This window comes from Kitasatospora phosalacinea (assembly GCF_000716545.1).
Taxonomy (GTDB): domain Bacteria; phylum Actinomycetota; class Actinomycetes; order Streptomycetales; family Streptomycetaceae; genus Kitasatospora; species Kitasatospora phosalacinea.
Genome location: NZ_JNWZ01000009.1, coordinates 13,511 through 36,481, shown reverse-complemented (window position 1 = coordinate 36,481; position 22,971 = coordinate 13,511). Strand labels below are relative to the sequence as shown.

Genomic DNA, 22,971 nt, shown 5'->3' with positions numbered 1-22,971 from the left:
GCCCGGGGAAGGCCCGGGGGAACGGTCCCGGAGAACGCCGAAGGCGCCGCGCGCCGTCCGGAGCGGACGGGGCGCGGCGCCTTCGGCGTACGGTTGCTTACTTCGCGGCGGCGATCAGCTCGCGGGCCAGGCGGGCGGTCTCGGACGGCGTCTTGCCGACCTTGACACCGGCGGCCTCCAGGGCCTCCTTCTTCGCCTGGGCGGTGCCGGAGGAGCCGGAGACGATGGCGCCGGCGTGGCCCATGGTCTTGCCCTCGGGCGCGGTGAAGCCCGCGACGTAGCCGACGACCGGCTTGGTGACGTGCTCGGCGATGTAGGCCGCGGCACGCTCCTCGGCGTCGCCGCCGATCTCGCCGATCATGACGATGAGCTCGGTCTCCGGGTCCTCCTGGAACGCCTTGAGGGCGTCGATGTGGGTGGTGCCGATGACGGGGTCGCCACCGATGCCCACCGCGGAGGAGAAGCCGATGTCACGGAGCTCGTACATCAGCTGGTAGGTCAGGGTGCCGGACTTCGACACCAGACCGATCTTGCCCGGGCCGGTGATGTCGGCCGGGATGATGCCCGCGTTGGACTGTCCGGGGCTGATCAGGCCGGGGCAGTTCGGGCCGATGATGCGGGTCTTGTTGCCCTTGGCGCCGGCGTGGGCCCAGAACGAGGCGGTGTCGTGCACCGGCACGCCCTCGGTGATGACCACGGCCAGGCCGATCTCGGCGTCGATCGCCTCGATCACGGCGGACTTGGTGAACGCCGGCGGGACGAAGATGACGGTGACGTCGGCACCGGTCTTCTCGATCGCCTCGACCACGGTGCCGAACACGGGCACCTCGGTGCCGTCCACGTCCACGGTGGTGCCGGCCTTGCGCGGGTTCACGCCGCCGACGATCTGGGTGCCGGAGGCGAGCATGCGGCGGGTGTGCTTCATGCCCTCGGAGCCGGTCATGCCCTGGACGATGACCTTGCTGTCCTTGGTAAGGAAGATAGCCATGGTGTTAAGTCCCCTTCCTTACTTGTTGGCCAGCTCGGCGGCGCGGTCAGCGGCGCCGTCCATGGTGTCCACCTGCTGCACCAGCGGGTGGTTGGCGTCGGTCAGGATCTGGCGGCCGAGCTCCGCGTTGTTGCCGTCCAGGCGGACGACCAGCGGCTTGGTGACGGCCTCGCCCTTGCCCTCCAGGAGCGCGAGGGCCTGCACGATGCCGTTGGCGACCGCGTCACAGGCGGTGATGCCGCCGAAGACGTTGACGAAGACCGACTTGACGTCGGCGTCGCCCAGGATGATCTCCAGGCCGTTCGCCATCACCTCGGCGGACGCGCCGCCGCCGATGTCGAGGAAGTTGGCCGGCTTCACGCCGCCGTGGTTCTCACCGGCGTACGCGACGACGTCCAGGGTGCTCATGACGAGGCCCGCGCCGTTGCCGATGATGCCGACCTGGCCGTCGAGCTTGACGTAGTTCAGGCCCTTCGCCTTGGCCGCGGCCTCCAGCGGGTTGGCGGCGGCCTTGTCCTCGAGCGCCTCGTGCTCGGGCTGGCGGAACTCGGCGTTCTCGTCCAGGGAGACCTTGCCGTCCAGGGCGATGATCTTGCCCTCGCCGGACTTGATCAGCGGGTTGACCTCGACCAGGAGGGCGTCCTCCTTGACGAAGACGACCCAGAGCTTCTGCAGGACGTCGGCGACCTGGTCGGCGATCTCGGCCGGGAACTTCGCGGCGGCGACGATCTCGGCGGCCTTCTCCGCGGTCACGCCCTCGTTCGCGTCGACCGGGATCTTGGCCAGCGCGTCCGGGTTCTCCTCGGCCACGACCTCGATCTCGACACCGCCCTCGACGCTGGCCATCGCCAGGAAGGTGCGGTTGGTGCGGTCGAGCAGGAAGGAGACGTAGTACTCCTCCTTGATGTCCGCGGTCTGGGCCAGCATGACCTTGTGGACGGTGTGGCCCTTGATGTCCATGCCGAGGATGGCCTCGGCCTTGGCCACGGCGTCCTGCGGGTCGGACGCGAGCTTCACGCCACCGGCCTTGCCTCGGCCGCCCACCTTCACCTGAGCCTTGACGACGGCACGGCCGCCGAAGCGCTCCGCGATGGCGGCAGCGTCTGCGGCGGTCTCGATGACATCGCCGTCAAGCACGGGTACGCCGTGCTTGGCGAAGAGGTCCCTCGCCTGGTACTCGAACAGGTCCACGTGTTTGTCCTTGTTCGTGGTCGCGGAATGTGTCTCTACGAGCGTGCCACGGCAGGATCTTCGCTGCGGGTCGTCGACACTGAGCGGGTACGCAGATGTACGGCCTTGCGGCCCACGCAGTTGCCGGGGCGCATCGTCAATCAACACGCGCGTCACGTCCGCATGGCAGGTTATCCCCGGACGACCGGCCTGTTTCGCCCGGGGCCGGGTCCGCCTTGGTGAGAACCGTCACAGCAGGCCCGGTCCGGGCCCCTCACCAGCGGGGGCGCGGGGCGGTGAGGCCCACCACCGCTTCACTCGGACGGGTGGCCGCCAGCCCCCTTGACGGCCTCCGGTCCCCGCCGCTCACCCCCGGTCCGGCACCGGCAGCGGACGCTTCTCGATCGCCGCCGCCATGATGTCCGGGAAGGCGTCCGGCGTGCAGGCGAACGCCGGGGCGCCCAGCGCCGCCAGCGCCTGGGCGTGCGCGTGGTCGTACGCCGGGGCGCCCTCGTCGGACAGCGCCAGCAGCGCGATGAACTGCACCCCCGCGGCCTTCATCGCCGCCACCCGCTTCAGCATCTCGTCGCGGATCCCGCCCTCGTACAGGTCGCTGATCAGCACCACGATCGTCTCGGACGGCCGGCTGATCTTCGACTGGCAGTACGCCAGCGCCCGGTTGATGTCGGTGCCGCCGCCCAACTGCGTCGCGAACAGCACGTCCACCGGGTCGCTCAGCTGCTCGGTCAGGTCCACCACCGAGGTGTCGAACACCACCAGCCGGGTGTCCAGGCTCGGCATCGACGCCAGCACCGCGCCGAACACCGCCGAGTGCACCACCGACGGCGCCATCGAGCCCGACTGGTCGATGCACAGGATCACGTCCTTCTTCATCGCCCGCTGCGCCCGCGCGTACCCGACCAGCCGCTCCGGGACGACCGTGCGGTACTCCGGCAGGTACTTCGACAGGTTGGCCCGGATGGTGCGGTCCCAGTCGATGTCCCGGTGCCGGGGGCGGTTGACCCGGGCGCTGCGGTCCAGCGCGCCGCCGACCGTCGAACGGGTCCTGTCGGCGAGCCGGCGCTCCAGCTCGGCCACCACCTTGCCGACCACCGCCCGGGCGGTCTCCCGGGTGGTCTCCGGCAGCGCGTGCTTGAGCGACAGCAGCGTCCCCACCAGGTGCACGTCCGGCTCGACGGCGGCCAGCATCTCCGGCTCCAGCAGCAGCCGGTCCAGGCCGAGGCGGGAGATCGCGTCCTGCTGCATCAGCCGCACCACGCTGGTCGGGAAGTACTCCCGGATGTCCCCCAGCCAGCGCGCCACCTTCGGTGCCGACCCCCCGAGCCCCGCCGACCGCTTCCCGTCCTCCCGGTACAGCGCCCCCAGCGCCCCGTCCATCGCCGCGTCCCGCCCCGACAGCCGCATCCCGGTGCCGTCCGCGTCGCCGCCCAGCACCAGCCGCCAGCGCCGCATCCGCTCGTCGTCCTGACGGACCGTCATCTGATCTCACTCCTTGGCTTGCCCATCGGGCCGGTCGAAGGCCGCCCCGCCCAACTCCCGTGCCCGTCGGGGGGATCGGGGAACTGCGCGGAGCGGAAGGGAACGGGGAGGGTCGGGGCGGCGCGGCGCGGCAGCGAACCCTGCCGGCGGCCCCGCCCCGTGGCGTCTCAGGCCGGGGCGCGGCGGTCCACCTGACGGGGGATCCGCGGCTTCGGGACCGGCAGCCCCAGCAGCAGGGCCAGCACCGGCGTGGTCGCGTCGGCGCGCTCCTCGTCCAGCGGGGCGTCCGGGGCGGAGCCGCTCGCGGGAGCGGTGAGCGGGCCGGCCGCGACCCGGGAGCCGATGGTGTGCCGGACGCCCGTCTCCAGCGAGGAGAAGGTGCGGCGCAGCACCGGCAGCAGGTCGGTGAAGGCGTCCGGGGAGACCCCGCACAGCCAGTCGTCGAGCAGGCCGAGCAGGGCCGGGTCGTGCAGCAGCAGCGCGCCGCCGCCGGAGACGAAGCCCTCCACCCAGCCGCCGGCGTCGGCCGGGTCGGAGGCGGTGGACAGCACCAGCCCGAGCCGCCGCCCGGCCTCCTCGGTGTCCAGCCGCCCGTCGTCCAGCAGCAGCCGCACCGCGCGGCCGCGCAACAGGCCGGGGACGCCCGTCGCGGGGCCGCCGTGCGGTTCGCGGGCGGCCAGCGCGGCCAGCGTGCCGACCCAGCGCTCGGCGGTGTCGCCGCCGAGGAGGGCGATCGCCTGGTGGACGGCGTCCAGTTCGGCGCGGCGGGCGTTCGCGCCGTCCGCGTCGAGGCCGGTGCAGGCGGCGGGCAGCGCGACCGCGAGGCGCTCGGCCAGGCCGTGGGCGACGGCGGTGAGCGAGCCGGTGTCGGTGGAGCGGACGTCGCCGTAGCGCAGGGTGCGCACCAGCGCGGGGAGCGCGGCGGCCAGGTGCCCGGCGTCGGTGTCGAGCGCGGCGCGGTCGGCGAGCAGCCGCATCACCTCGGGCAGCGCGTCGGACAGGTCGGCCAGCAGGCACTGCTCGGCGAGCGCGGTCAGGGCGGTCAGCTCGGCGCCCTCCGCGTCGGCGACCGCCTTGTTGGTGGCGGCCGAGCACACGGTGGTGCCCCACTGCCCGGCCTCGACCAGGCGGACGGAGAACTCGGGCTCCCAGACGAGCTGCCAGGTCTCCCGGAAGGTGCCGGTGGAGTTGACGCCGTCCCGGGCGGGGCGGCCCCAGTGCAGGCCGAGCAGCCGCAGCCGGTGCAGCAGCCGGGAGCGCTCCACGCCGAGGCTCTCGCGCAGGTCGAGGGCGACGTCCCGGGGGGTGGCCTCCGGCTTGAGCCGCAGGGTGCGCTGCAGGCGGGTCAGGTCGCGCTGCAGCGGCACGGCGGGCACCGAGTCGGGCACCTCGCCGAGCGCGTCGCCGACCACCAGGCGCTCGCGGACCAGGGCGAGCGCGACGTCCGAGCCGTCGCACATCACGGCGCGCACCGCGTCCAGCGTCTCGGTGAGGCCGGGCAGCGGGCGGCCGCGCATCGCGGCGAGGGTGTCGGCGAGCCGGATCGCCTCGATGACGTGCGCGGAGGAGACCGGGTGGTCCTCGGCCCGCAGCAGTTCGGCGACCCTGGTCATCCAGCGGGCGACCGGCTGCTCGGGGGCGGTGAACAGGTGGTGGTACCAGCCGGGCGAGTCGATGCCCGCGCCGTAGCCGGTGTGCTGGGACAGCCGGCGGTGCGTCCACGGCACCCAGGTCAGTTCGGTCTTCAGCTTCTTCGGCAGTTCGGCGAGCAGCGCCCGGTCGTGCGCGACGGTCGGCATCACGGCCAGCGCCGGGACGTGCCAGGCGCCGCAGACCACCGCGACGCGCCGGTGCCCGGCCTTGCGGGCGGCCCGGATCCGCTGGCGCATCGCGGCCTCGCGGACCAGGTCGCGGCGCTCGGCCGGGTGGTGCTCGCGCAGCGCCGCCATCGCCTCGGCGAGGGCCGCGAACGGGGCGAGGGGATCGCCGTCCGGGACGCGGTGCTCCACCACGTCCTCCCACCAGCCCTCCGGGTCGGCGTGGCCGGCCGCGGCGGCGAGTTCGGCGATCGGGTCGACGGGCGCGGGCCCGGGAGTGCCCCCCGGCACTCCCGGCCCCTCCCCCTCCTCCGACGCTCCGTCACCGTCCGGCGCGTCACCCCCGTCGGCAACGGTTCCGTCGGCGCCGCGCGGGCCGAGCGCGAGGCTCTGCGCGGCGGGCAGGTCGATGAAGTGGACGGGCACCCGGGCGTCCAGCCCGTACCGCAGCGCCACCCACTCGGGCGAGAACTCGGCCAGCGGCCAGAACGCGGCCCGCGCCGGGTCGTCGGCGACGTGCGCGAGCAGCGCGACCGGCGGCACCATCTCCTTCTCGGCGGCGGCCGCGACCAGCTCGTCGGCCTCCGGCGGGCCCTCGATCAGCACCGCGTCCGGCCGCAGGGCGGCCAGCGCGGCGGCCACCGCGCGGGCCGAGCCGGGCCCGTGGTGGCGCACCCCGAGCAGCGTCACCCCGGCACTCACGGCACCGGCACCCCCGGAACCGACGCTCACGGCACCGGCGCTCACGGCCTCGGCACTCACGCGGAGACCTCCCGGGCGGCCCGGTAGAAGTCCTTCCAGCCGTCGCGGTCACGGACCACGCCCTCCACGTACTCCCGCCACACCTGCCGGTCGGCGACCGGGTCGCGGACCACCGCGCCGACGATGCCGTCCGCGACGTCGCCCGCGCGCAGCACGCCGTCGCCGAAGTGCGCGGCCAGCGCGATCCCGTTGGTGACCACCGAGATCGCCTCGGCGGTGGAGAGCGTGCCGCTGGGGGACTTCACCTTCGTCCGCCCGTCGGCCGTCAGGCCTGCCCGCAGCTCGCGGAAGACCGTCACCACCCGGCGGATCTCCTCGGCGCCGCCCGGCAGTTCGGGCAGGTCGAGCGAGCGGCCGAGCTGGCCGACCCGGCGGGTGACGATCTCCACCTCCTCCTCCAGCGTGGCCGGCAGCGGCAGCACCACGGTGTTGAAGCGGCGGCGCAGCGCGGAGGACAGCTCGTTGACGCCGCGGTCGCGGTCGTTGGCGGTGGCGATCACGTTGAACCCGCGCACCGCCTGCACCTCGGAGCCCAACTCCGGTACGGGGAGGGTCTTCTCGGACAGGATCGTGATCAGGCTGTCCTGCACGTCCGCCGGGATGCGGGTCAGCTCCTCGACCCGGGCGATCCGCCCGTCGCGCATCGCCCGCATCAGCGGGGACGGCACCAGCGCGTCCTCGCTCGGGCCGTGGGCGAGCAGCTGGGCGTAGTTCCAGCCGTAGCGGACGGCCTCCTCCGGCGTGCCGGCCGTGCCCTGCACCAGCAGCGTGGAGTCTCCGGAGATCGCCGCGGCCAGGTGCTCCGACACCCAGGTCTTGGCGGTGCCCGGCACGCCGAGCAGCAGCAGCGCCCGGTCGGTGGCCAGCGTCGTCACGGCGACCTCGATCACCCGGCGCGGGCCGATGTACTTCGGGGTGATCACCGTCCCGTCGGCGAGTTCGCCGCCCAGCAGGTAGGTGGCGACCGCCCACGGCGACAGGCGCCAGCGCTCCGGCCTGTCCCGGTCGTCGTGCCGGGCGAGGGCGGCCAGCTCCTCGGCGAACGCGTCCTCGGCGTGCTGCCGCAGGACCTCGCTGGTCGTCTCGGTGGTCATCGACTGCTCCGATCTCACGGGGGATCTCACGGATCGTCAGGACGCCGCGCGCGGAGGGCGCGGGGAAGGGCGGGAGGCACGGGCGCCGACCTGGGCGGAAGAACTCCCGTTCGCCCCGTGCGAGTTCCACTCTGCCCCCCGCCACTGACAACCGGCGCCCCCGGAAGGGGAGGATCTCCGGCGCGGACGGGGACCCGGGCGCCGGACGGAAGCGGTGCCGGCGGCGGCGCACGGGGAGGCCGCGGGACCGCCCGCCCCGGAGCCGGCCCGCGCCCGGCGGGAGAACCCCGGCCTCCCGCCGGCCGGCTCCCTGCCCGACGACCGGCCCGGCGTCAGCCCGCCGCCGGGACGGCCCGGCCCGCCGCCCGCCGCCAGGGCCACAGCTGGGCCGCGCCGAACCCCGCCTCCACCACCAGGAAGCCCCACAGCAGCCCGGTCGCGCCCTGCCCCAGCGCCCACCCCTGCCAGCAGGCGAACAGCACCCGGGCCACCCCGTCGAACAGCCCGTGCACCGGCTGCGGGCGCAGCAGCCGCAGCAGCGCCCAGACCAGCACCACCGACCCCATCAGGCAGGCGAACAGCGTCTGCACCGGCTCCACCGGCGGCAGTTCGCCCACCCCCAGCGCGCCGCCCGCCGCGGACAGCGCCCGGTGCGCGAGGGCGTACGTCCAGGGGGTGGCGAACGGGGCGGTGACCAGCAGGTCGTACCAGGCGCTGGCGCGGACCAGGCGGATGTAGCGGTGCGTCATTCGGACTCCTGTGCCGTCTCGTACGGGGACGGGCCCATGCTGGAGGGTGGAGTACTGTCCAGGGTCAAGCCGCCGACGGGAGCAGGGACGTGCGCATCGGGGAACTCGCCGGACTGACCGGGCTGAGCCGCGACACGCTGCGCTTCTACGAGCGCACCGGGCTGCTCGTCTCCCGCCGCCTGCCCAACGGCTACCGCGACTTCCCGCCCGAGGCGGTGCCCTGGCTGCGGTACGTCCGCACCGCGCAGGCGCTGGGCTTCTCGCTCGCCGAGATCGCCCGCACCGGCGCGGAGTTGAGCGCCGCTCCGGACGCCGCCGAGCGGCTCTCGGAGCTGTTCCGGGAGAAGATCGCGCTGATCGACGCCCGGACGGCGGAGCTCGCCGCACTGCGCGCCGACCTCGCCGGGCGGGTCGGCACCGGCTGTCCGCTGGCCCCGGCCTGACGGTCCGCCGACTGTCAGTGCCCCCTCCTAGCGTCAACGGCATGGAGGAACGCTGGAGCACCGAACACGTCCTTTCGCTGGCGCCCGATCCGGCTTCCCTGAAGGCCGCGGGCAAGCTCTCCGGCCCGGCTCCCTGGTCGGGGACCGGCACCGGGCGGGGTGCGCTGTGGGGCCTGTGCAAGGGCAGCGGCAGCACGCCGTACCGGACGGCGGTCGAGCTGGGGACGCCCGCGTACAAGTGCAGCTGTCCGAGCCGGAAGTTCCCGTGCAAGCACGCCCTCGGGCTGCTGCTGCTGTGGGCCGCCGGGCCGGCCGCCGTCGCCGACGGGGCCGCCCCGCCCGACTGGGTCGAGGAGTGGCTGGACGGCCGCGGCCGAGCCGCCGCCGACAAGGCCGCCAAGCAGCGGGCGAAGTCCGACGCGGACCCGGAGGGCGCCCGGAAGCGGGCCGCCCGGCGGGCCTCCCGGGTCGCGGGCGGCGCCCGCGAGCTGCGGCTGCGGCTGGCCGACGGGGTCCGCCGCGGGCTGGCCGACCCGCTGCCGGCCGGGGCGTGGGAGGAGGTGGCCGCGCGGATGGTCGACGCCCAGGCGGGCGGTCTGGCGTCCCGGGTGCGGGTGCTGGCCGAGGCGCCGCAGGACGAACTGCTGGAGGAGTACGCGATGCTGCACCTGCTGGCCGGCGCCTACGACCGGGTCGACACCCTGCCGGAGGCCCTCGCGGCGACCGTCCGGGCCCGGGTGGGCTTCACCACCGACACCGCCGAGCTGCTCGCCGGCCCGACCGTCCGGGACCGCTGGCACGTCCTGGGCAGCCGGGACACCGCCGACGACCGGCTGACCACCCGCCGGGTGTGGCTGCGCGGCGCGAAGACCGGGCGGCAGGCCCTGCTGCTGGCCTTCGGCCGCCCCGGCCAGGCACCGGACCTGGCGCTGCCCACCGGCCGCCTGCTGGAGGCCGACCTGGCCTACCACCCGGGGGCGCGCCCGCTGCGGGCGGTCCTCGGCGCCCGCTACGGCTCCCCCGATCCGGCCCCGGCCGCCGCGCCCGCGGGCCTGACGCCCGCCGGGGCGCTCGCCGAGTACGGCGCCGCCGTCGCCGAGGACCCGTGGCTGGACGGCTGGCCGACCGTCCTGGCCGACGTGGTGCCGGTCCGCACCCCGGACGGCTGGCAGCTCACCGACGGCACGCACAGCCTGCCGGTGCGCCGCGGCGCCCTGCCCGAACCGGCCCTGTGGCGGCTCGTCGCGGTCTCCGCCGGGCACCCCGTCACCCTCTTCGGCGAGTGCGGCCACCGCGGCTTCGCACCCGTCACCGCCTGGGACGCCGAGCACCGGGCCGTCCCGCTGGGCTGACCGGCCGTCAACCCCGTGCGGCCCCCGGCACCGTACCGTCCGCCGCGACGCCCTCGTTGACACCCGTCGCACCGCCCGCACCCGCCGTCCGCACCACCCGACGGAACGGGACGCTCCCCGGCGCCCCCCGACCCGCCGTCGACCGGAGGAAACCCGATGACCCGCACCCGCAGCATCCGGCAGCGCGCCGCCGTCCGGCGCATCACCCTGCACCACGCCGCCCGCCGGGCCGCCCTCGCCAGCGGCTGGGGCCGCCGCCACCGCACCGCCACCCACCGGCCGAACGGAGTCCGGGCATGACCGCGCCCACGCTCGCCCCCGCCGACGACTGGGCCGAGCTGCAGGGCGCCGCCCTGCTCGGCACCGACCGCCGCCCGCTGCCGGAGGCCCGCACCCCGCTGGCCGCCGCCGTCGACCGCGCCGACCCGGCCGGCGCGCTGCTCGACCTGGCCGCCGTCGCCGCCGTCCGCCGCCGGGCGGGCGCGCTGCCCGCGCCCGCCGTGGAGCCCCCGGCGCCCGCCCCGGACGACCCGCGGCCCGCGCTGCCCGAGGCCGCCGCCCGCCGGCTGGCCGTGCTGCTCGGCACCCGCAGCGGCCAGGGCACCACCGCCAACCTGGCCGAACTGCTCCCGCAGTGGCTGGCCGCCGCCCGCGCGCACGGCTACCGGCTGCCGCCCGCCGTGGTCCCGGCCCTGCTGGACACCGCCCGGGCCCGCTCCGAACTGCGCTCCGACGCCGTCACCCTGGCCGGCCCGCTCGGCCGCTGGCTGGCCCCGCACAACCCGGACTGGAAGTACGTCAGCCGCACCGCCGGCGAGCAGGACGTCCTCGCCCAGCCCGGCGAACTCCTCTGGCAGGAAGGGCTGTTCGCCGAACGCGTGACCCACCTGACCAGGCTGCGCCGTACCGACCCGGCCGCCGGGCTGGCCCTGCTCGCCTCCACCTGGAGCACCGAGCGCGCCGAGGACCGGGTGCTGTTCCTCGACTCCCTGCAGGACGGGCTCTCCGCCGCCGACGAGGAGTTCCTGGAGGCCGCGCTCTCCGACCGCTCCAAGAACGTCCGGGCCACCGCCGCGGAACTGCTCTCCACCCTCCCCGGCTCCGCGCTCGCCACCCGGATGGCCGAGCGGGCCGGCCGGGCGGTCCGGCTCGACGGCGACCGGCTGCACGTCACGCCGCCCGCCGCCTGCGACGCCGCGATGCAGCGCGACGGCATACCGGTCAAGTCCCCCACCGGGCGCGGCGAACGGGCCTGGTGGTTCGGCGAGGTCGTCGCGGGCGCCCCGCTCGACCGGTGGACCGCCGAGACCGGTCTCACCCCCGAGCAGCTGCTCGCCCTGCCGACCGTCGACTCGCCGGACGGCGGCGGCGCCGAGTGGGCGGAGGACCTCCGCGAGGCCTGGGCCCGCGCCGCCGTCCGCCAGCAGGACGCCGTCTGGGCCCGCGCCCTGCTCGGCACCCCGCCGCGCCCCGGCCGCGACACCCGCGCCCCGGGCGCGCCGGCCAAGCTGCTGTCCGTCCTGCCGCCCGCCGAACGGGCCTCCTGGACGGCCGCGTTCGTCCAGACCCACGGGCTCGGCGACGCCTTCCAGCTCCTCGGCGCGTGCGCCACGCCCTGGACGCCCCCGCTCTCCACCGCCGTCGTCGCCGCGCTCAAGCGCGCCGCGGAACTCGGCTCCTACCCGTGGAGCCACAGCGGCGTCCTCGGCATGACCGAGCGCGCCCTGGCCCCCGAGACCGCCCCCGCCGTCGAGGCCCTGGCCGCCGACACCGCCCCGGACACCGCCTGGTCCGACACCTTCACCCGCCTCGCGGGGACGCTGCGCTTCCGGCAGGCGATGCTCGCCGAGCTGGAGTGAGGGGGCGAGCACGACAGGGGCCTGCCGGCCCCCGGTGACGCGCCCTCCCCGGGCCCGAGGGGCCTCAGCCGGCCCGCAGGTTCGACTCCACCCAGCTGACCACGTCCTGGGTGGAGGTGCCCGGGGTGAAGATGTCGGCGACGCCGAGCGCCTTGAGCTCGGTGATGTCCGCGTCGGGGATGATCCCGCCGCAGAAGACCTTGATGTCGGCGGCGTCGCGCTCCTTGAGGAGTTCGATCACCTTCGCGCAGAGGGTCATGTGCGCGCCGGAGAGGATGGACAGGCCGATGCCGTCCGCGTCCTCCTGGATCGCCGTGTCGACGATCTGCTCGGGGGTCTGGTGGAGGCCGGTGTAGATGACCTCCATGCCGGCGTCGCGCAGCGCCCGCGCGATGACCTTGGCTCCCCGGTCGTGCCCGTCGAGCCCGGGCTTGGCGACCACGACTCGGATCGGCCCCGACACCACCATGACTGCCTCCTGGACCACGTTGTCCACCACCCGGCCGACCTGGCCGCGGGCTCGGTGTTAACCACTTCTAACAGATCTGAGGAGAGGTTAGCGGCCCGTGGGGCCGCCGTCCTTCCCCCTCTGCCGAGAGGAGGGCAAAGTCACAGCGTGCGGGACCGACCGGCGCTCAGAGCTTCTCGACCGGGGCGTACCGCAGCAGCAGTTCCTTGCGCCCGGCGGAGCCGAAGTCCACCGTCGCGCGGGCCTTGTCGCCGACGCCCTGGGTGGCGACGACGGTGCCGAGGCCGAAGCTGTCGTGGCTGACCCGGTCGCCGACGGCGAGCGCGACGACCTCCCGGTCGGTGACCGTCCGCGCGGACCTGCCCCAGCCGGCCTTCGGCGAGGCCGCGGCCGAGGACCCGGAGCCCCGCGAGGAGCCGGACGGGCCGGAACCGGAGGACGCGTAGCCGCGCGAGGGCGGCACCGCGGCCGCGCCGGTGCGCTTCCACTCGACCAGCTTGTCGGGGATCTCCTCCAGGAAGCGCGAGGCCGGGTTGTAGGAGGGCTGGCCCCAGGCGCTGCGCAGCACCGAGCGGGTCAGGTAGAGCCGCTGCCTGGCCCGGGTGAGGCCGACGTAGGCGAGGCGGCGCTCCTCCTCCAGCTCCTTGGCCTGGTTGAGGGCCCGCATGTGCGGGAAGATCCCGTCCTCCATGCCGGTGAGGAAGACGACGGGGAACTCCAGGCCCTTGGCGGTGTGCAGGGTCATCATCGTGATCACCCCGGCGCCGTCCTCGTCGTCCGGGATCTGGTCGGAGTCCGCCACCAGCGCGACCCGCTCCAGGAAGTCGGCGAGCGAGCCGACCGGCGGGCCCTCGTCGCCCTCGGGCCGCTCCCCCGGGTCCTTCTCGTACTCGAGGGCGACCGCGGCGAGCTCCTGGAGGTTCTCCACCCGGGTCTCGTCCTGCGGGTCGGTGGAGGACTGGAGCTCGGCGAGGTACCCGGTCTCCTCCAGGACGGCCTCCAGCACGGCGGCCGGCCCGGCGCCGGACTCGACGACCTGGCGCAGCCCGGCCAGCAGCTCGTTGAACTTCTTCACCGCGTTGGCGGAGCGCGCGGCCATCCCGTACGCCTCGTCGACCCGGCGCAGCGCGGCGGCGAAGGAGATCCGCTCGCGGGAGGCGAGGGCGTCGATCATCGCCTCGGCACGCTCGCCGATGCCGCGCTTGGGGACGTTGAGGATGCGGCGCAGCGGGACGGTGTCCTCGGGGTTGGAGAGCACCCGCAGGTAGGCCAGGACGTCCTTGACCTCCTTGCGCTCGTAGAAGCGCACGCCGCCGACGACCTTGTACGGCAGGCCGACCCGGATGAACACCTCTTCGAAGACCCGGGACTGGGCGTTGGTGCGGTAGAAGATCGCCACGTCGCCGGGGCGGGCGTGGCCGGCGTCGGTGAGCCGGTCGATCTCCTCGGCGACGAACTGGGCCTCGCCGTGCTCGTCGTCGGCGACGTACCCGACGACCTGCTCGCCCTGGTCGCCGGCCGTCCACAGGTTCTTCTTGCGGCGGTTGGTGTTGCGCTCGATGACCGAGTTGGCGGCGGTGAGGATGGTCTGGGTGGAGCGGTAGTTCTGCTCCAGCAGGATCGTCGTCGCGTCCGGGTAGTCCTCCTCGAACTGGAGGATGTTGCGGATGGTCGCGCCGCGGAAGGCGTAGATCGACTGGTCGGCGTCGCCGACCACGCACAGCTCGGCGGGCGGGACCTGCGCGAGGTGCGCCTCGGCGGGGTTCACGTACTCGCCGTCCACCGTCATCCGGGGGGCGTGCCCGGCGGAGCCGCCGGAGAGCTCGCGCACCAGCGTGTACTGGGCGTGGTTGGTGTCCTGGTACTCGTCGACCAGGATGTGCCGGAACCGGCGCCGGTAGTGCTCGGCGACGTCGGGGAACGCCTGCAGCAGGTGGACGGTGGTCATGATGATGTCGTCGAAGTCGAGCGCGTTGGCCTCGCGCAGCCGCCGCTGGTAGAGGAAGTACGCCTCGGCGAGCTTCTTCTCCATCGGGTTGGCGGCCTGGTCGGCGTACGTCTCCTCGTCGATCAGCTCGTTCTTGAGGTTGCTGACCTTGGCGGTGAAGGACTTCGGCGGGAACTGCTTGGGGTCGAGGTCCAGGTCCCGGCAGACCAGGGCCATCAGGCGCTGGGAGTCCGCCGAGTCGTAGATGGAGAAGCTGGAGTTCATGCCCAGCTGCTTGGCCTCGCGGCGCAGGATGCGCACGCACGCGCTGTGGAAGGTGGAGACCCACATCGCCTTGGCGCGCGGGCCGACCAGCGCCTCGACGCGTTCGCGCATCTCGCCGGCGGCCTTGTTGGTGAAGGTGATCGCCAGGATCTCGCCGGGCTGCACGCCGCGGGCGGCCAGCAGGTGGGCGATCCGGTGGGTGAGCACCCGGGTCTTGCCGGAGCCGGCGCCGGCCACGATCAGCAGCGGCGAGCCGGCGTGCAGCACGGCCTCGCGCTGCGGGTCGTTCATGCCCTCCAGCAGCTGCGCCGGGTCGACCACGGTGCGGGCGGCGCCGTTGCGGTGCCAGGCGTCGCGCTCGGCCTCGGCGGCGTGGTCGGTGGCGAACAGCCCGTCCGGGATGTCCTCCGTCTCGTACCCGGGGTCGTACGGGGCCTCGTCGTACGGCTCGTCGACGGGGGGCGGCTCCTCCTCCGACCACTGCGGCAGGGGCGCCTGCGGCGCTGCGGGGCGGGGGCTCGACCCGACGGCGGGACGCTCGAAGCCGGGGAGCGGGAGGTCATCGAAGAGGCTACTCATGGCCCTTCGAGTCTATGGCCCGCCGCCGACATCCCCGGCCCGTTCCGGCGCCCGGCCCCCGCCGCTACGGGGCGTCCGGGTAGACGTACACCAGGAACCCGCCGTACGCCGCCGAGGCGAGGGCCGCACCGGACAGCAGCAGCACCACCGTCCCCCTGGTGCGCACCCGGGCCAGGCCGGCCGCGACGGGCAGCAGCAGGCCGACGGCGGGCAGCAGGAAGCGGGCCCGCGAGGTGAAGTACGCGGCGTCGCCCAGGGCCAGGACCAGGATCCCGGCGCTGAACAGCAGCAGCACCAGCGGCTGGCGCTGGAGCACCGAGACGCCGAACAGCAGCACGGCGCAGCACAGCACCATCGCCACCACCACCTGCGGCAGCCACACCGTGTCGGGGCGGCCGAGCAGGGCGGCGAAGGACTTCAGGGTGCTGCGGCCGAAGTCGAACGTCGACTGCCAGGCCTCCTGGACCTTGAAGTAGCCGTCCCAGCTGCCCTTCTCGTAGCCGACCCAGCCCACGTAGCCGACGAAGCCGAGCGGGGCCAGCAGCGCACCGAGCAGCGGGCGCCACCGGGCCGGGGCGTCCGGCCCCCGGCGGGACAGCAGGTCCCACAGGGCGGCGGCCCCGACCGCCCCGGCGACCGCGATGCCGGTGGGGCGGCACAGGCCCGCGCACAGCGCCAGCGCCCCGGCGGGGATCCAGTTCCGGGTGACCGCCGCGTACACCGCCCACACCGCGAACGCGGTGAACATCAGCTCCGAGTAGGCCATGCTCTCGACCACCGCGACCGGCAGCACCCCCCACAGCACCGCCGCCAGCACGCCGACCCGGCGGCCGTAGAGCCGGTCGGCCACCGCGAAGATCCCCCACGCGGCGACCAGCGAGCACGCCCAGGCCACCAGCAGGGCGGCCTGGGCGTACGACAGCGGCGAGATCCAGGAGACCGCCCGGATCGCCGCCGGGTAGCCGGGGAAGAACGCGTACGCCTCGTACGCGCCGTGCGGCCCCGGCACGGGGGGCACCCCGCGGTACCAGGACTCGGCGATCCGCTGGTAGAACGGCGCGTCCCACAAGTGGCTCAGCCTGGTCATCGCGCCGACCTCGCGCCGGGGCCAGAACACCAGGACCAGGACGCCGACGGCCCGCACCGCGGCGTAGCCGAGCAGCGCCGGGGCGGCCCGGCGCAGACCGGACCACCGGTCGGCCCGGGCCGGGCCGCCGGGGTCGGCCGCCCGGCCGTCGGCCGTGCGGGAGAGGTCTGTGCTCACCGGATGCCCCCCGAGATTCGGTAGCAGTGGGACAGCTGTCCGTCACTGCGCCGAATCCTCCCCGATCACGGGCGGGCCCACAAACCGGCTGATGGGCCGTCAGGGGGACGTCAGTGCGCGGCCGGAGTGCGCACCATCAGGGTCACGGTGATGCCCTGGACGTGCTGCACCCGCTCCTTGGCGAACTGCTTGTCGAGCACCTCGACCTCCGCCGCGGACAGGCCCTTGAAGGGGTCGTCGGCCTCGCTGTAGGTGGCCACCCAGATCCGCTGGAGGCCCGCGGCGCACTCGGCCGGCCGGGGGCAGTCGACGGCGTACAGGTCGTCGTTCTGCACCGGCGTCTTCGCCGCGAACACGTCCTTCGGCCGCACCCGATCGGGGAGGTAGTAGCCGATCGCGAAGTCGAGCATCATGTACGCGTTGTCGCCGCGCACCGTGGCGATGCCGTCGCCCGGCTGGTAGCCCGCCGCGATGATCCGCGCCGCGCCCCTCTCGTCGGCCCACTCGTGCGAGGTGCGGGTGCGGAGCTTCTCCTGGTCCTGCAGGCCGAGCAGCGCGGTGCCGATCAGGCCGACCGCGACCAGCGCGCGCGGGCGCAGCGCGCTCAGGCCGGCGCCGGCCAGCACCGCCCAGGCGGGGACGGTGAACAGCAGGTAGCGGTCCAGGAAGTAGGCGGTCTGGCCCTGCGAGACGAACCAGATCGCCACGATCGGCAGCGCCGCGACCAGCCCGATCTCGAACGCCGGGCGGCGGCCCTTCGGCCAGGCGGCGGGCAGCGCGGCCATCGCCAGCACGCAGCCGCTGACCAGCGGCGACTGGAACAGGCCGTGCCACAGGTTGGTGAAGTCCTGCAGGTTCGGCTCCTGCAGCCAGGAGATCTGCCGGCCGACCTGGCGGCGGCCGAGCAGCACCAGCGGCGCGACCGGCACCATCGCGACCAGCACGGCCGCCGGGAAGCCGATCAGCAGCGCGCGGCGGCGCTCGCGCCACCAGCGCAGCGCCACCACGGCGGCGTGCGGGGCGAGCACGCACAGCGCGACCATGTGGAACAGGCCGGCGGCGGCGACGCTCACCGCGTACGGCAGCCAGCGCTGCCAGGTCGGGCGCTCCAGCGCGCGCAGCAGCAGCCAGGTGGCCGCGGCGACGGCGAGCACCGCGAAGGCGTAGGAACGGGCCTCCTGGGAGAACCGGGAGACGCTGGGCATGACCGCGAACAGCAGCCCGGCGACCAGCCCGGCCCGGGCGCCGAACTGCTTGCGGCCGGCCAGCGCGACGAAGACCGCCGCGCCGGACATCGCCAGCGCGGAGGGCAGCCGGAACACCGTGGGCGAGTCGCCGAACGCCGACACCCAGAAGTGCATCAGCAGGTAGTAGACGCCGGAGACCGCGTCCACGTGGTGCAGCAGGTCGAACAGGTCACCGGTGCTGCGGGTGGCGGCGCTCCAGGTCGCCAGCTCGTCGCGCCACAGCTCGGGCCGCCAGCTCCCGCGCACGCCCAGCACCAGGGTCAGCAGCGCCGGCCACAGCCAGAAGGTCCGCCGGAGCACGGCCGCCCCGCCCTCCCCCCGCTGCCGGAGCGGCCCGCGGCGCGTCCCCCCGGGCGCCTCCTGCGCGCCACGCGTCACCGTGCTACTACCCATGTGAGTCCTCGGGCTTCCGGTCCCGCCGGATCGTCCTCCGGCACAAGGTCGTTACCAGCCACACACCCTAGTTGACCTCCGAACCGCCCGACCCGCCCGGGTCAGTCGGCCGGGGCGCCCTCGATCCCGGCGGCGGGCACCCGGGCCTTGACCGGCGGATCAGCCTTGGGGATGGACAGCGACCTGGCGTCCATCAGCCGTTGGAGGAGCCGGGACAGCGGCCGCTCCCCGTAACGGTGCACCACCCAGGCCAGGGCGAGGATGAACAGCAGGCAGAGCACCAGGCTCGTCTTGTGGCCGATGCCCTGGTGGCGGGCCAGCCGGATCATCGCCCAGCCGATCTCCTGGTGCAGCAGGTACACGGGGTAGGTCAGGGCGCCGGCCACGGTCAGCCACTTCCACTGCACCCGGTTGAAGGCGCCCATGGCCACCGCGAGCATCACCAGGAAGGCGGCGCCGGACAGCACGGCCATCACCGGCCAGGAGAGCGAGTGGTGCACCTCGTACTCGTAGCCGCCCACCGTGACGTGCAGCCGGTTCTGGGCGATCAGCCACTCGAACACCACGATGCCCAGCAGCATCGGGTTCGCCCCGAAGCGGTAGATCAGGTACAGCACGATGCCGGCGATGAAGTAGGGCGCGTCCTCGGGCTGCACCATGTAGCCGAGCAGCTTGTTGTCGACGTTCGCGGCGATCACCGAGAGGGTGCTCCAGACCAGGCAGAACGCCAGCACCCGGCGGTACGTCAGGCCGATCGCAACCATGATCGCGAACAGGATGTAGAAGCGCAGCTCGATCCAGAGCGTCCAGTAGACGCCGTCCGCCTCGGTGGCGCCGAGCGGGCGCTCCAGCATGGTGAAGTTGGTCAGCACCTCGCTGACGCTCATCGGCTTGCGGTCGGTCCGCGCGGTCGGCCAGTAGTTGACCACCGCGGTGGTCAGCAGGATGCCTATCCAGTACGCCGGGAACAGCCGCACCACGCGCGAGTTGAAGTACGCCCGCGGGGACTTGCCCCAGCCGGACATGCAGATGACGAAACCGCTGATCAGGAAGAACAGCTGGACGCCCATCCACCCGTAGGCACCGAACCGGTGGATGGTCGGCATCAGCTCCCGCGGTGTCCCGTCCCAGATGTTCCGGTGGATGTCGACACCGGTCCAGTGGAAGGCCACCACGCCGAGCGAGGCGATCAGGCGCAGTCCGTCCAGGACGTACAGCCGGGGTCGGGGAGCGGGGCGGACGCCGGAGTCCGGACCGAGGTCGATGCCGGGGCCGGAGCCGGGGTCGACGTCGAAACCGGGGACGGCACCGGTGTCGGTGCCGGGGGCCTTGGGCGGCGCTACCGCTTCGGCCGCGGGGGACGGCTGGGGAAGAGTCGGCATGGAGGTCTCTCGGCGCGGGGACGCGGAAAGGACGCGAACCGGCCCGCGTCGTCGCGGGCCGACCGTCCCCGGGAGACATTACGCGCCCCTGACACCCCAGAAGCAACCAAGAACGGACAAAGAAGCAGCACGCTCTCATACCAACTACATATCGGTCACAACGCCCTCACCGACCGAGGCGTTCCGTGAAGGACAGCTCCCCTGCGGCCGCCCCGGGCGCGGACGCGGGCGCGGCGGTGGCGGCCGGCTCGGCGGGCTCCTCGTCCGCCGGCACGGTGCCGGGCCAGAACGCCCGCTGGAGCAGCAGCGCGGCCACCGTGACGTTCACCAGGGCCACGGAGTACGCCCAGTGCTCGACCACGTCGAGCCAGGGGAGGGTGAAGCCGGCCATCCGCGGGACGATCGCGAACCACAGCCAGGGCGAGCGGGCCACCGAGCCGACGCGGACCACCGAGGCGAGCAGCACCGGGAGCGTCACCAGCAGGTAGTGGTCGAAGGCGGGCTTGCTGGCGATGTTGGCCGCCACCATCAGCATGGCGCCGACCTCCACCAGCCGCAGCGCCTCGTCGCCGCCCCGGTTCCAGCGCCGCCAGGCGCCGACCAGCAGCGCCAGCGCCAGCAGCGCCGCGACGCCCATGGCCACCGCGCCGGGGAAGTGCAGCCGGGCCAGCATGGTGCCGATCGAGGCGTCGTAGGGGCGGGCGAACCGGTCCTGGCCGTGCAGCAGGAACGGCAGCGTCTTGGTGAAGAACAGGCCGGGCTGCGGCATCACCGCCGCGGCCAGGGCGCAGAGGGCCAGCGGGACGGCGGCGGCCGCCGCGAACGCCTTGGGGCGGCGGGCGATCAGGAAGATCAGCGCGAACGGCACCAGCATCGGCTTGGTCGCGACGGCCAGGCCGACCACCACGCCCGCCCACACCCAGCGGCCCCGGCTCGCCAGCAGCAGGGCGGCCGGCAGCGCCAGCGCCGAGTAGGCCGTCCAGTTGCCCAGCTGGGCGAGGTTGCGGAAGGCGGCGAAGAAGCAGAGGAACAGCAGGCCGTACACGGACAGCCGGCTGAGCAGCGACACCCGGAAGATCCGCACCGCGCAGAACCAGCCGAGCACCGCCATGCCGCTGGTCAGCGCCGGCACCAGCCAGCCCAGCCAGTACGGCGGGACGGCGGTCATCGGGACGGCGACCAGGACCGAGCTGGGGAAGTAGAGGAACCGCTTGTCCGCGTACGGGGAGCCCCCGTCGACGAAGGTCTGCGCGGCCTTCACGACGAACGAGTTGTCCATCATGTTGATGCCGCTGTGACGCGCGTTGTAGACGGTGACGAAGTACATCAGGACCGCGGCCGCGATGACTGGTGCCGATGCCCTCACCCGCAACCAAGGACCGATGTCCGGCGCGGAGGCCTTCTTGATGCCCACCCTGGGTTCCCCTGTTTTGAAAGATCTTCACGCGCCGGTCGAACGCATCCGTACAACTATCACACGGAGGTGAGCGCGTGAGACGTCCGCCACAGGGGGGCACGGGCCTGCCGCGGCCCGTGCCCGGGGCCGTTCAGACCAGGCGGCGGGCGGTGGCCCAGCGGGTCAGTTCGTGCCGGTTGGAGAGCTGGAGCTTGCGCAGCACCGCCGAGACGTGGCTCTCCACCGTCTTGACCGAGATGAACAGCTGCTTGGCGATCTCCTTGTACGCGTAGCCGCGGGCGATCAGCCGCAGCACCTCGCGCTCGCGCTGGGTGAGCCGGTCGAGGTCCTCGTCGACCGGCGGGGTGTCGGTGGCGGCGAAAGCGTCGAGCACGAAGCCGGCCAGCCGGGGCGAGAACACCGCGTCGCCGTCGGCGATCCGGAAGACCGCGTTGACCAGGTCGGTGCCGGTGATGGTCTTGGTGACGTAGCCGCGGGCACCGCCGCGGATCACGCCGATCACGTCCTCGGCGGCGTCCGAGACGGACAGCGCCAGGAAGCGCACGCCCTCCGCGCCGGCCGAGCGGCGCAGCACCTCGACGCCGCCGCCGCCGGGCAGGTGGACGTCGAGCAGCACCACGTCGGGCCGGGTCTCGGCGACCACCCGGACCGCGGACTCCACGTCGTCGGCCTCGCCGACCACGTCGATGCCGGTCTCGTCGGTGCGCCCGATCTCGGCCCGCACGCCGGTGCGGAACATCCGGTGGTCGTCGACCAGGACCACCCGGGCCCGCCTCGCGGGCGCCGCCCCCTGTGACGCTGCGTCAGTCATCTGCCGCCCTCTCCATCTCCAACTCGACCTCGGTCCCGCCGTCCGGCGCGGGCCGCACCCGCGCGGTGCCCCCGTTGCGCCGCATCCGGCCGATGATCGATTCGCGTACGCCCATGCGGTCCTCGGGGAGGTCGTCGGGGTCGAAGCCGGGGCCGTGGTCGCGGACGAACACCGACACCGTCCTCCCCTCCACCTCCGCGTAGACCTGGACCGGTCCACCGCCACCGTACTTGGCGGCGTTCACCATGGCTTCCCTGGCCGCCCGCATCTGGGAGGCGATCTTCTCGTCCATCGGGCAGTCGCCGACGCAGACCAGCTCCAGCTGGACGCCGTGCCGGTCCTCGACCTCGGCGACGATCTCCCGCAGGTGCTCGGCCAGGGTGTCGGGGGCCTGCTCGGCGACGGCCTCCGGGCGGTACAGCCACAGCCGCAGCTCGCGCTCCTGGGCGCGGGCCAGGCGCAGCACCTCCTTGGGGTCCTCGGCCCGGCGCTGGATCAGGGTGAGGGTGTGCAGCACCGAGTCGTGGACGTGCGCGGCGATCTCGGCGCGCTCCTGGGCCCGGATGCGGGCGGTGCGCTCGGCGCCGAGGTCCTGCCACATCCGCAGCATGGACGGGCCGCCGAGCACCAGCACGCCCGCCACCACGGCCAGCGAGGACTCCACGACCAGCGCGACCGGCGAGTCGACGCCCTGGGTGACGAAGTAGCCGATGATGCCGGCCACCACCAGCAGCACCCCGGACAGCACCCGCAGGTAGGCGCCCTTGCGGCTGCCCGGCTCCAGGCCGAACCAGCTCTGCCAGCGCGAGTCGTCGGCCTGCCGCCACACCAGGGCGACGCCGATGCCGACCGCCAGCAGCGGCCACACGTACGGCTTGGCGGTCTGCACGCCCAGCGCGGACAGCAGCGCCATCACGCCGATCACCAGCGCGACCAGGGCGAACAGCTGGCCCATGCTGCCGGCCCGGCCGCGGCCCTCGACCGGGGCGGGGACGTCCCCCTCGGCGGCGGGGACGCCCTCGTCGCCGTGGAAGGTGCGCTCCAGCAGTTCGCGCAGCCGCCCGTAGCGGCCGCCGCCGGGGCGGCGGGCCGGGCGGTCGGCGCCGGGGGCGGCCTGGTTGATGCCCAGCGGCACCACGACCCAGAACGCGGCGTACAGCAGGGCGCCGATGCCCTCGGAGAAGAACAGCACGATGAACGCCAGCCGCACCCAGGTGACGGGCACCCCGAGGTGGGTGGCCAGGCCCTGGCAGACGCCGCCGAGGATCCGGCCGTGCGGGCTGCGGTACAGCCGGCGGTAGGGCGGCGCGCCGGCCGGCGCCTCGGTCGGGGCGGGTTCGGTGCTTCTGGTCTCGGGTGCGGCCACGGCACCGATGGTGGCAGGTGCCGGTGCGGCGGCGCATCAGGGTCCGGCCCCTGACCCGTCCTCAGGGACAGTTCAGGGTCGCCCCCGGGCCCCGGAC

The 22,971-nt window shown here is 74.2% G+C and carries 18 protein-coding genes; 4 read left to right on the top strand and 14 right to left on the bottom strand.

The features are described from left to right. Positions 1-97: 97 nt before the first annotated feature. The 6 genes from sucD to OO48_RS06330 all read right to left on the bottom strand — a co-directional run bounded on the left by sucD (position 98) and on the right by OO48_RS06330 (position 8,080). Positions 98-988: a succinate--CoA ligase subunit alpha gene (sucD, locus tag OO48_RS06355; RefSeq protein WP_033213373.1), complete on the bottom strand. Its 891-nt coding sequence runs from the start codon at positions 986-988 to the stop codon at positions 98-100. Positions 989-1,006: 18 nt separating this feature from the next. After that, on the bottom strand, positions 1,007-2,179 hold the full coding sequence (gene sucC / locus OO48_RS06350; RefSeq protein WP_033213372.1) for an ADP-forming succinate--CoA ligase subunit beta: 1,173 nt from the start codon (positions 2,177-2,179) through the stop codon (positions 1,007-1,009). Between the two features lie 345 nt (positions 2,180-2,524). Then, positions 2,525-3,658, bottom strand: coding sequence for a VWA domain-containing protein (locus OO48_RS06345; RefSeq protein ID WP_033213371.1), 1,134 nt, complete (start codon positions 3,656-3,658; stop codon positions 2,525-2,527). A gap of 167 nt (positions 3,659-3,825) precedes the next feature. After that, entirely contained in the window at positions 3,826-6,207 is a 2,382-nt protein-coding gene (locus OO48_RS06340) for a DUF5682 family protein (RefSeq protein ID WP_106970264.1), read from the bottom strand. 26 nt (positions 6,208-6,233) lie between these two features. Continuing rightward, positions 6,234-7,331, bottom strand: coding sequence for an ATP-binding protein (locus OO48_RS06335; RefSeq protein WP_033213370.1), 1,098 nt, complete (start codon positions 7,329-7,331; stop codon positions 6,234-6,236). 332 nt (positions 7,332-7,663) lie between these two features. Further along, on the bottom strand, positions 7,664-8,080 hold the full coding sequence (locus OO48_RS06330; RefSeq protein WP_033213369.1) for a hypothetical protein: 417 nt from the start codon (positions 8,078-8,080) through the stop codon (positions 7,664-7,666). A gap of 89 nt (positions 8,081-8,169) precedes the next feature. On the opposite strand from OO48_RS06330, the gene OO48_RS06325 reads away from it, so the two are divergent. The 4 genes from OO48_RS06325 to OO48_RS06315 all read left to right on the top strand — a co-directional run bounded on the left by OO48_RS06325 (position 8,170) and on the right by OO48_RS06315 (position 11,734). Further along, positions 8,170-8,523 carry a MerR family transcriptional regulator gene (locus OO48_RS06325; protein ID WP_033213368.1) on the top strand — a complete coding sequence of 118 codons (354 nt, stop codon included), beginning with the start codon at positions 8,170-8,172 and terminating at the stop codon, positions 8,521-8,523. 41 nt (positions 8,524-8,564) lie between these two features. Continuing rightward, positions 8,565-9,875 carry an SWIM zinc finger family protein gene (locus tag OO48_RS06320; RefSeq protein WP_033213367.1) on the top strand — a complete coding sequence of 437 codons (1,311 nt, stop codon included), beginning with the start codon at positions 8,565-8,567 and terminating at the stop codon, positions 9,873-9,875. Positions 9,876-10,031: 156 nt separating this feature from the next. After that, a complete protein-coding gene (locus tag OO48_RS38080; RefSeq protein WP_157845389.1) occupies positions 10,032-10,175 on the top strand; it encodes a hypothetical protein in 144 nt (47 codons plus the stop codon). Then, positions 10,172-11,734: a DUF5691 domain-containing protein gene (locus OO48_RS06315; RefSeq protein ID WP_033213425.1), complete on the top strand. Its 1,563-nt coding sequence runs from the start codon at positions 10,172-10,174 to the stop codon at positions 11,732-11,734. The genes OO48_RS38080 and OO48_RS06315 overlap by 4 nt, the downstream gene beginning before the upstream one ends. A 64-nt stretch (positions 11,735-11,798) precedes the next feature. Here OO48_RS06315 and icmB read toward each other — a convergent pair whose 3' ends face one another. From icmB to OO48_RS06275, 8 genes are all read right to left on the bottom strand, one after another. Then, positions 11,799-12,203, bottom strand: a complete 405-nt coding sequence (icmB, locus tag OO48_RS06310) for a coenzyme B12-dependent isobutyryl CoA mutase small subunit (protein ID WP_033213366.1) — start codon at positions 12,201-12,203, stop codon at positions 11,799-11,801. A 166-nt stretch (positions 12,204-12,369) separates the two neighbouring features. Beyond that, on the bottom strand, positions 12,370-14,994 hold the full coding sequence (gene pcrA, locus OO48_RS06305) for a DNA helicase PcrA (protein ID WP_033213365.1): 2,625 nt from the start codon (positions 14,992-14,994) through the stop codon (positions 12,370-12,372). A 64-nt stretch (positions 14,995-15,058) separates the two neighbouring features. Then, complete coding sequence (locus OO48_RS06300) at positions 15,059-16,258, bottom strand: glycosyltransferase family 39 protein (protein ID WP_033213364.1); 1,200 nt, start codon at positions 16,256-16,258, stop codon at positions 15,059-15,061. A 110-nt stretch (positions 16,259-16,368) separates the two neighbouring features. Next, complete coding sequence (locus tag OO48_RS06295) at positions 16,369-17,805, bottom strand: glycosyltransferase family 39 protein (protein WP_051731798.1); 1,437 nt, start codon at positions 17,803-17,805, stop codon at positions 16,369-16,371. Between the two features lie 194 nt (positions 17,806-17,999). After that, entirely contained in the window at positions 18,000-19,280 is a 1,281-nt protein-coding gene (locus OO48_RS34290) for an acyltransferase family protein (RefSeq protein WP_051731797.1), read from the bottom strand. Positions 19,281-19,446: 166 nt separating this feature from the next. Then, positions 19,447-20,607, bottom strand: coding sequence for a glycosyltransferase family 87 protein (locus tag OO48_RS06285; RefSeq protein WP_051731796.1), 1,161 nt, complete (start codon positions 20,605-20,607; stop codon positions 19,447-19,449). Positions 20,608-20,827: 220 nt separating this feature from the next. After that, positions 20,828-21,508 (bottom strand): LuxR C-terminal-related transcriptional regulator, encoded by a 681-nt coding sequence (locus tag OO48_RS06280; protein WP_033213363.1) that lies wholly within the window; start codon positions 21,506-21,508, stop codon positions 20,828-20,830. Beyond that, positions 21,501-22,874, bottom strand: a complete 1,374-nt coding sequence (locus tag OO48_RS06275; protein ID WP_033213362.1) for an ATP-binding protein — start codon at positions 22,872-22,874, stop codon at positions 21,501-21,503. The genes OO48_RS06280 and OO48_RS06275 overlap by 8 nt, the downstream gene beginning before the upstream one ends. Positions 22,875-22,971 lie beyond the last annotated feature (97 nt).

Excerpts from the sequence above, each read along its gene's own strand:
- sucD (WP_033213373.1), bottom strand. The coding sequence starts at position 988 with ATGGCTATCTTCCTTACCAAGGACAGCAAGGTCATCGTCCAGGGCATG.
- OO48_RS06345 (WP_033213371.1), bottom strand. The coding sequence starts at position 3,658 with ATGACGGTCCGTCAGGACGACGAGCGGATGCGGCGCTGGCGGCTGGTG.
- OO48_RS06335 (WP_033213370.1), bottom strand. The coding sequence starts at position 7,331 with ATGACCACCGAGACGACCAGCGAGGTCCTGCGGCAGCACGCCGAGGAC.
- OO48_RS06330 (WP_033213369.1), bottom strand. The coding sequence starts at position 8,080 with ATGACGCACCGCTACATCCGCCTGGTCCGCGCCAGCGCCTGGTACGAC.
- OO48_RS06320 (WP_033213367.1), top strand. The coding sequence starts at position 8,565 with ATGGAGGAACGCTGGAGCACCGAACACGTCCTTTCGCTGGCGCCCGAT.
- OO48_RS38080 (WP_157845389.1), top strand. The coding sequence starts at position 10,032 with ATGACCCGCACCCGCAGCATCCGGCAGCGCGCCGCCGTCCGGCGCATC.
- OO48_RS06315 (WP_033213425.1), top strand. The coding sequence starts at position 10,172 with ATGACCGCGCCCACGCTCGCCCCCGCCGACGACTGGGCCGAGCTGCAG.
- icmB (WP_033213366.1), bottom strand. The coding sequence starts at position 12,203 with ATGGTGGTGTCGGGGCCGATCCGAGTCGTGGTCGCCAAGCCCGGGCTC.
- pcrA (WP_033213365.1), bottom strand. The coding sequence starts at position 14,994 with ATGAGTAGCCTCTTCGATGACCTCCCGCTCCCCGGCTTCGAGCGTCCC.
- OO48_RS34290 (WP_051731797.1), bottom strand. The coding sequence starts at position 19,280 with ATGCCGACTCTTCCCCAGCCGTCCCCCGCGGCCGAAGCGGTAGCGCCG.
- OO48_RS06285 (WP_051731796.1), bottom strand. The coding sequence starts at position 20,607 with ATGTACTTCGTCACCGTCTACAACGCGCGTCACAGCGGCATCAACATG.
- OO48_RS06280 (WP_033213363.1), bottom strand. The coding sequence starts at position 21,508 with ATGACTGACGCAGCGTCACAGGGGGCGGCGCCCGCGAGGCGGGCCCGG.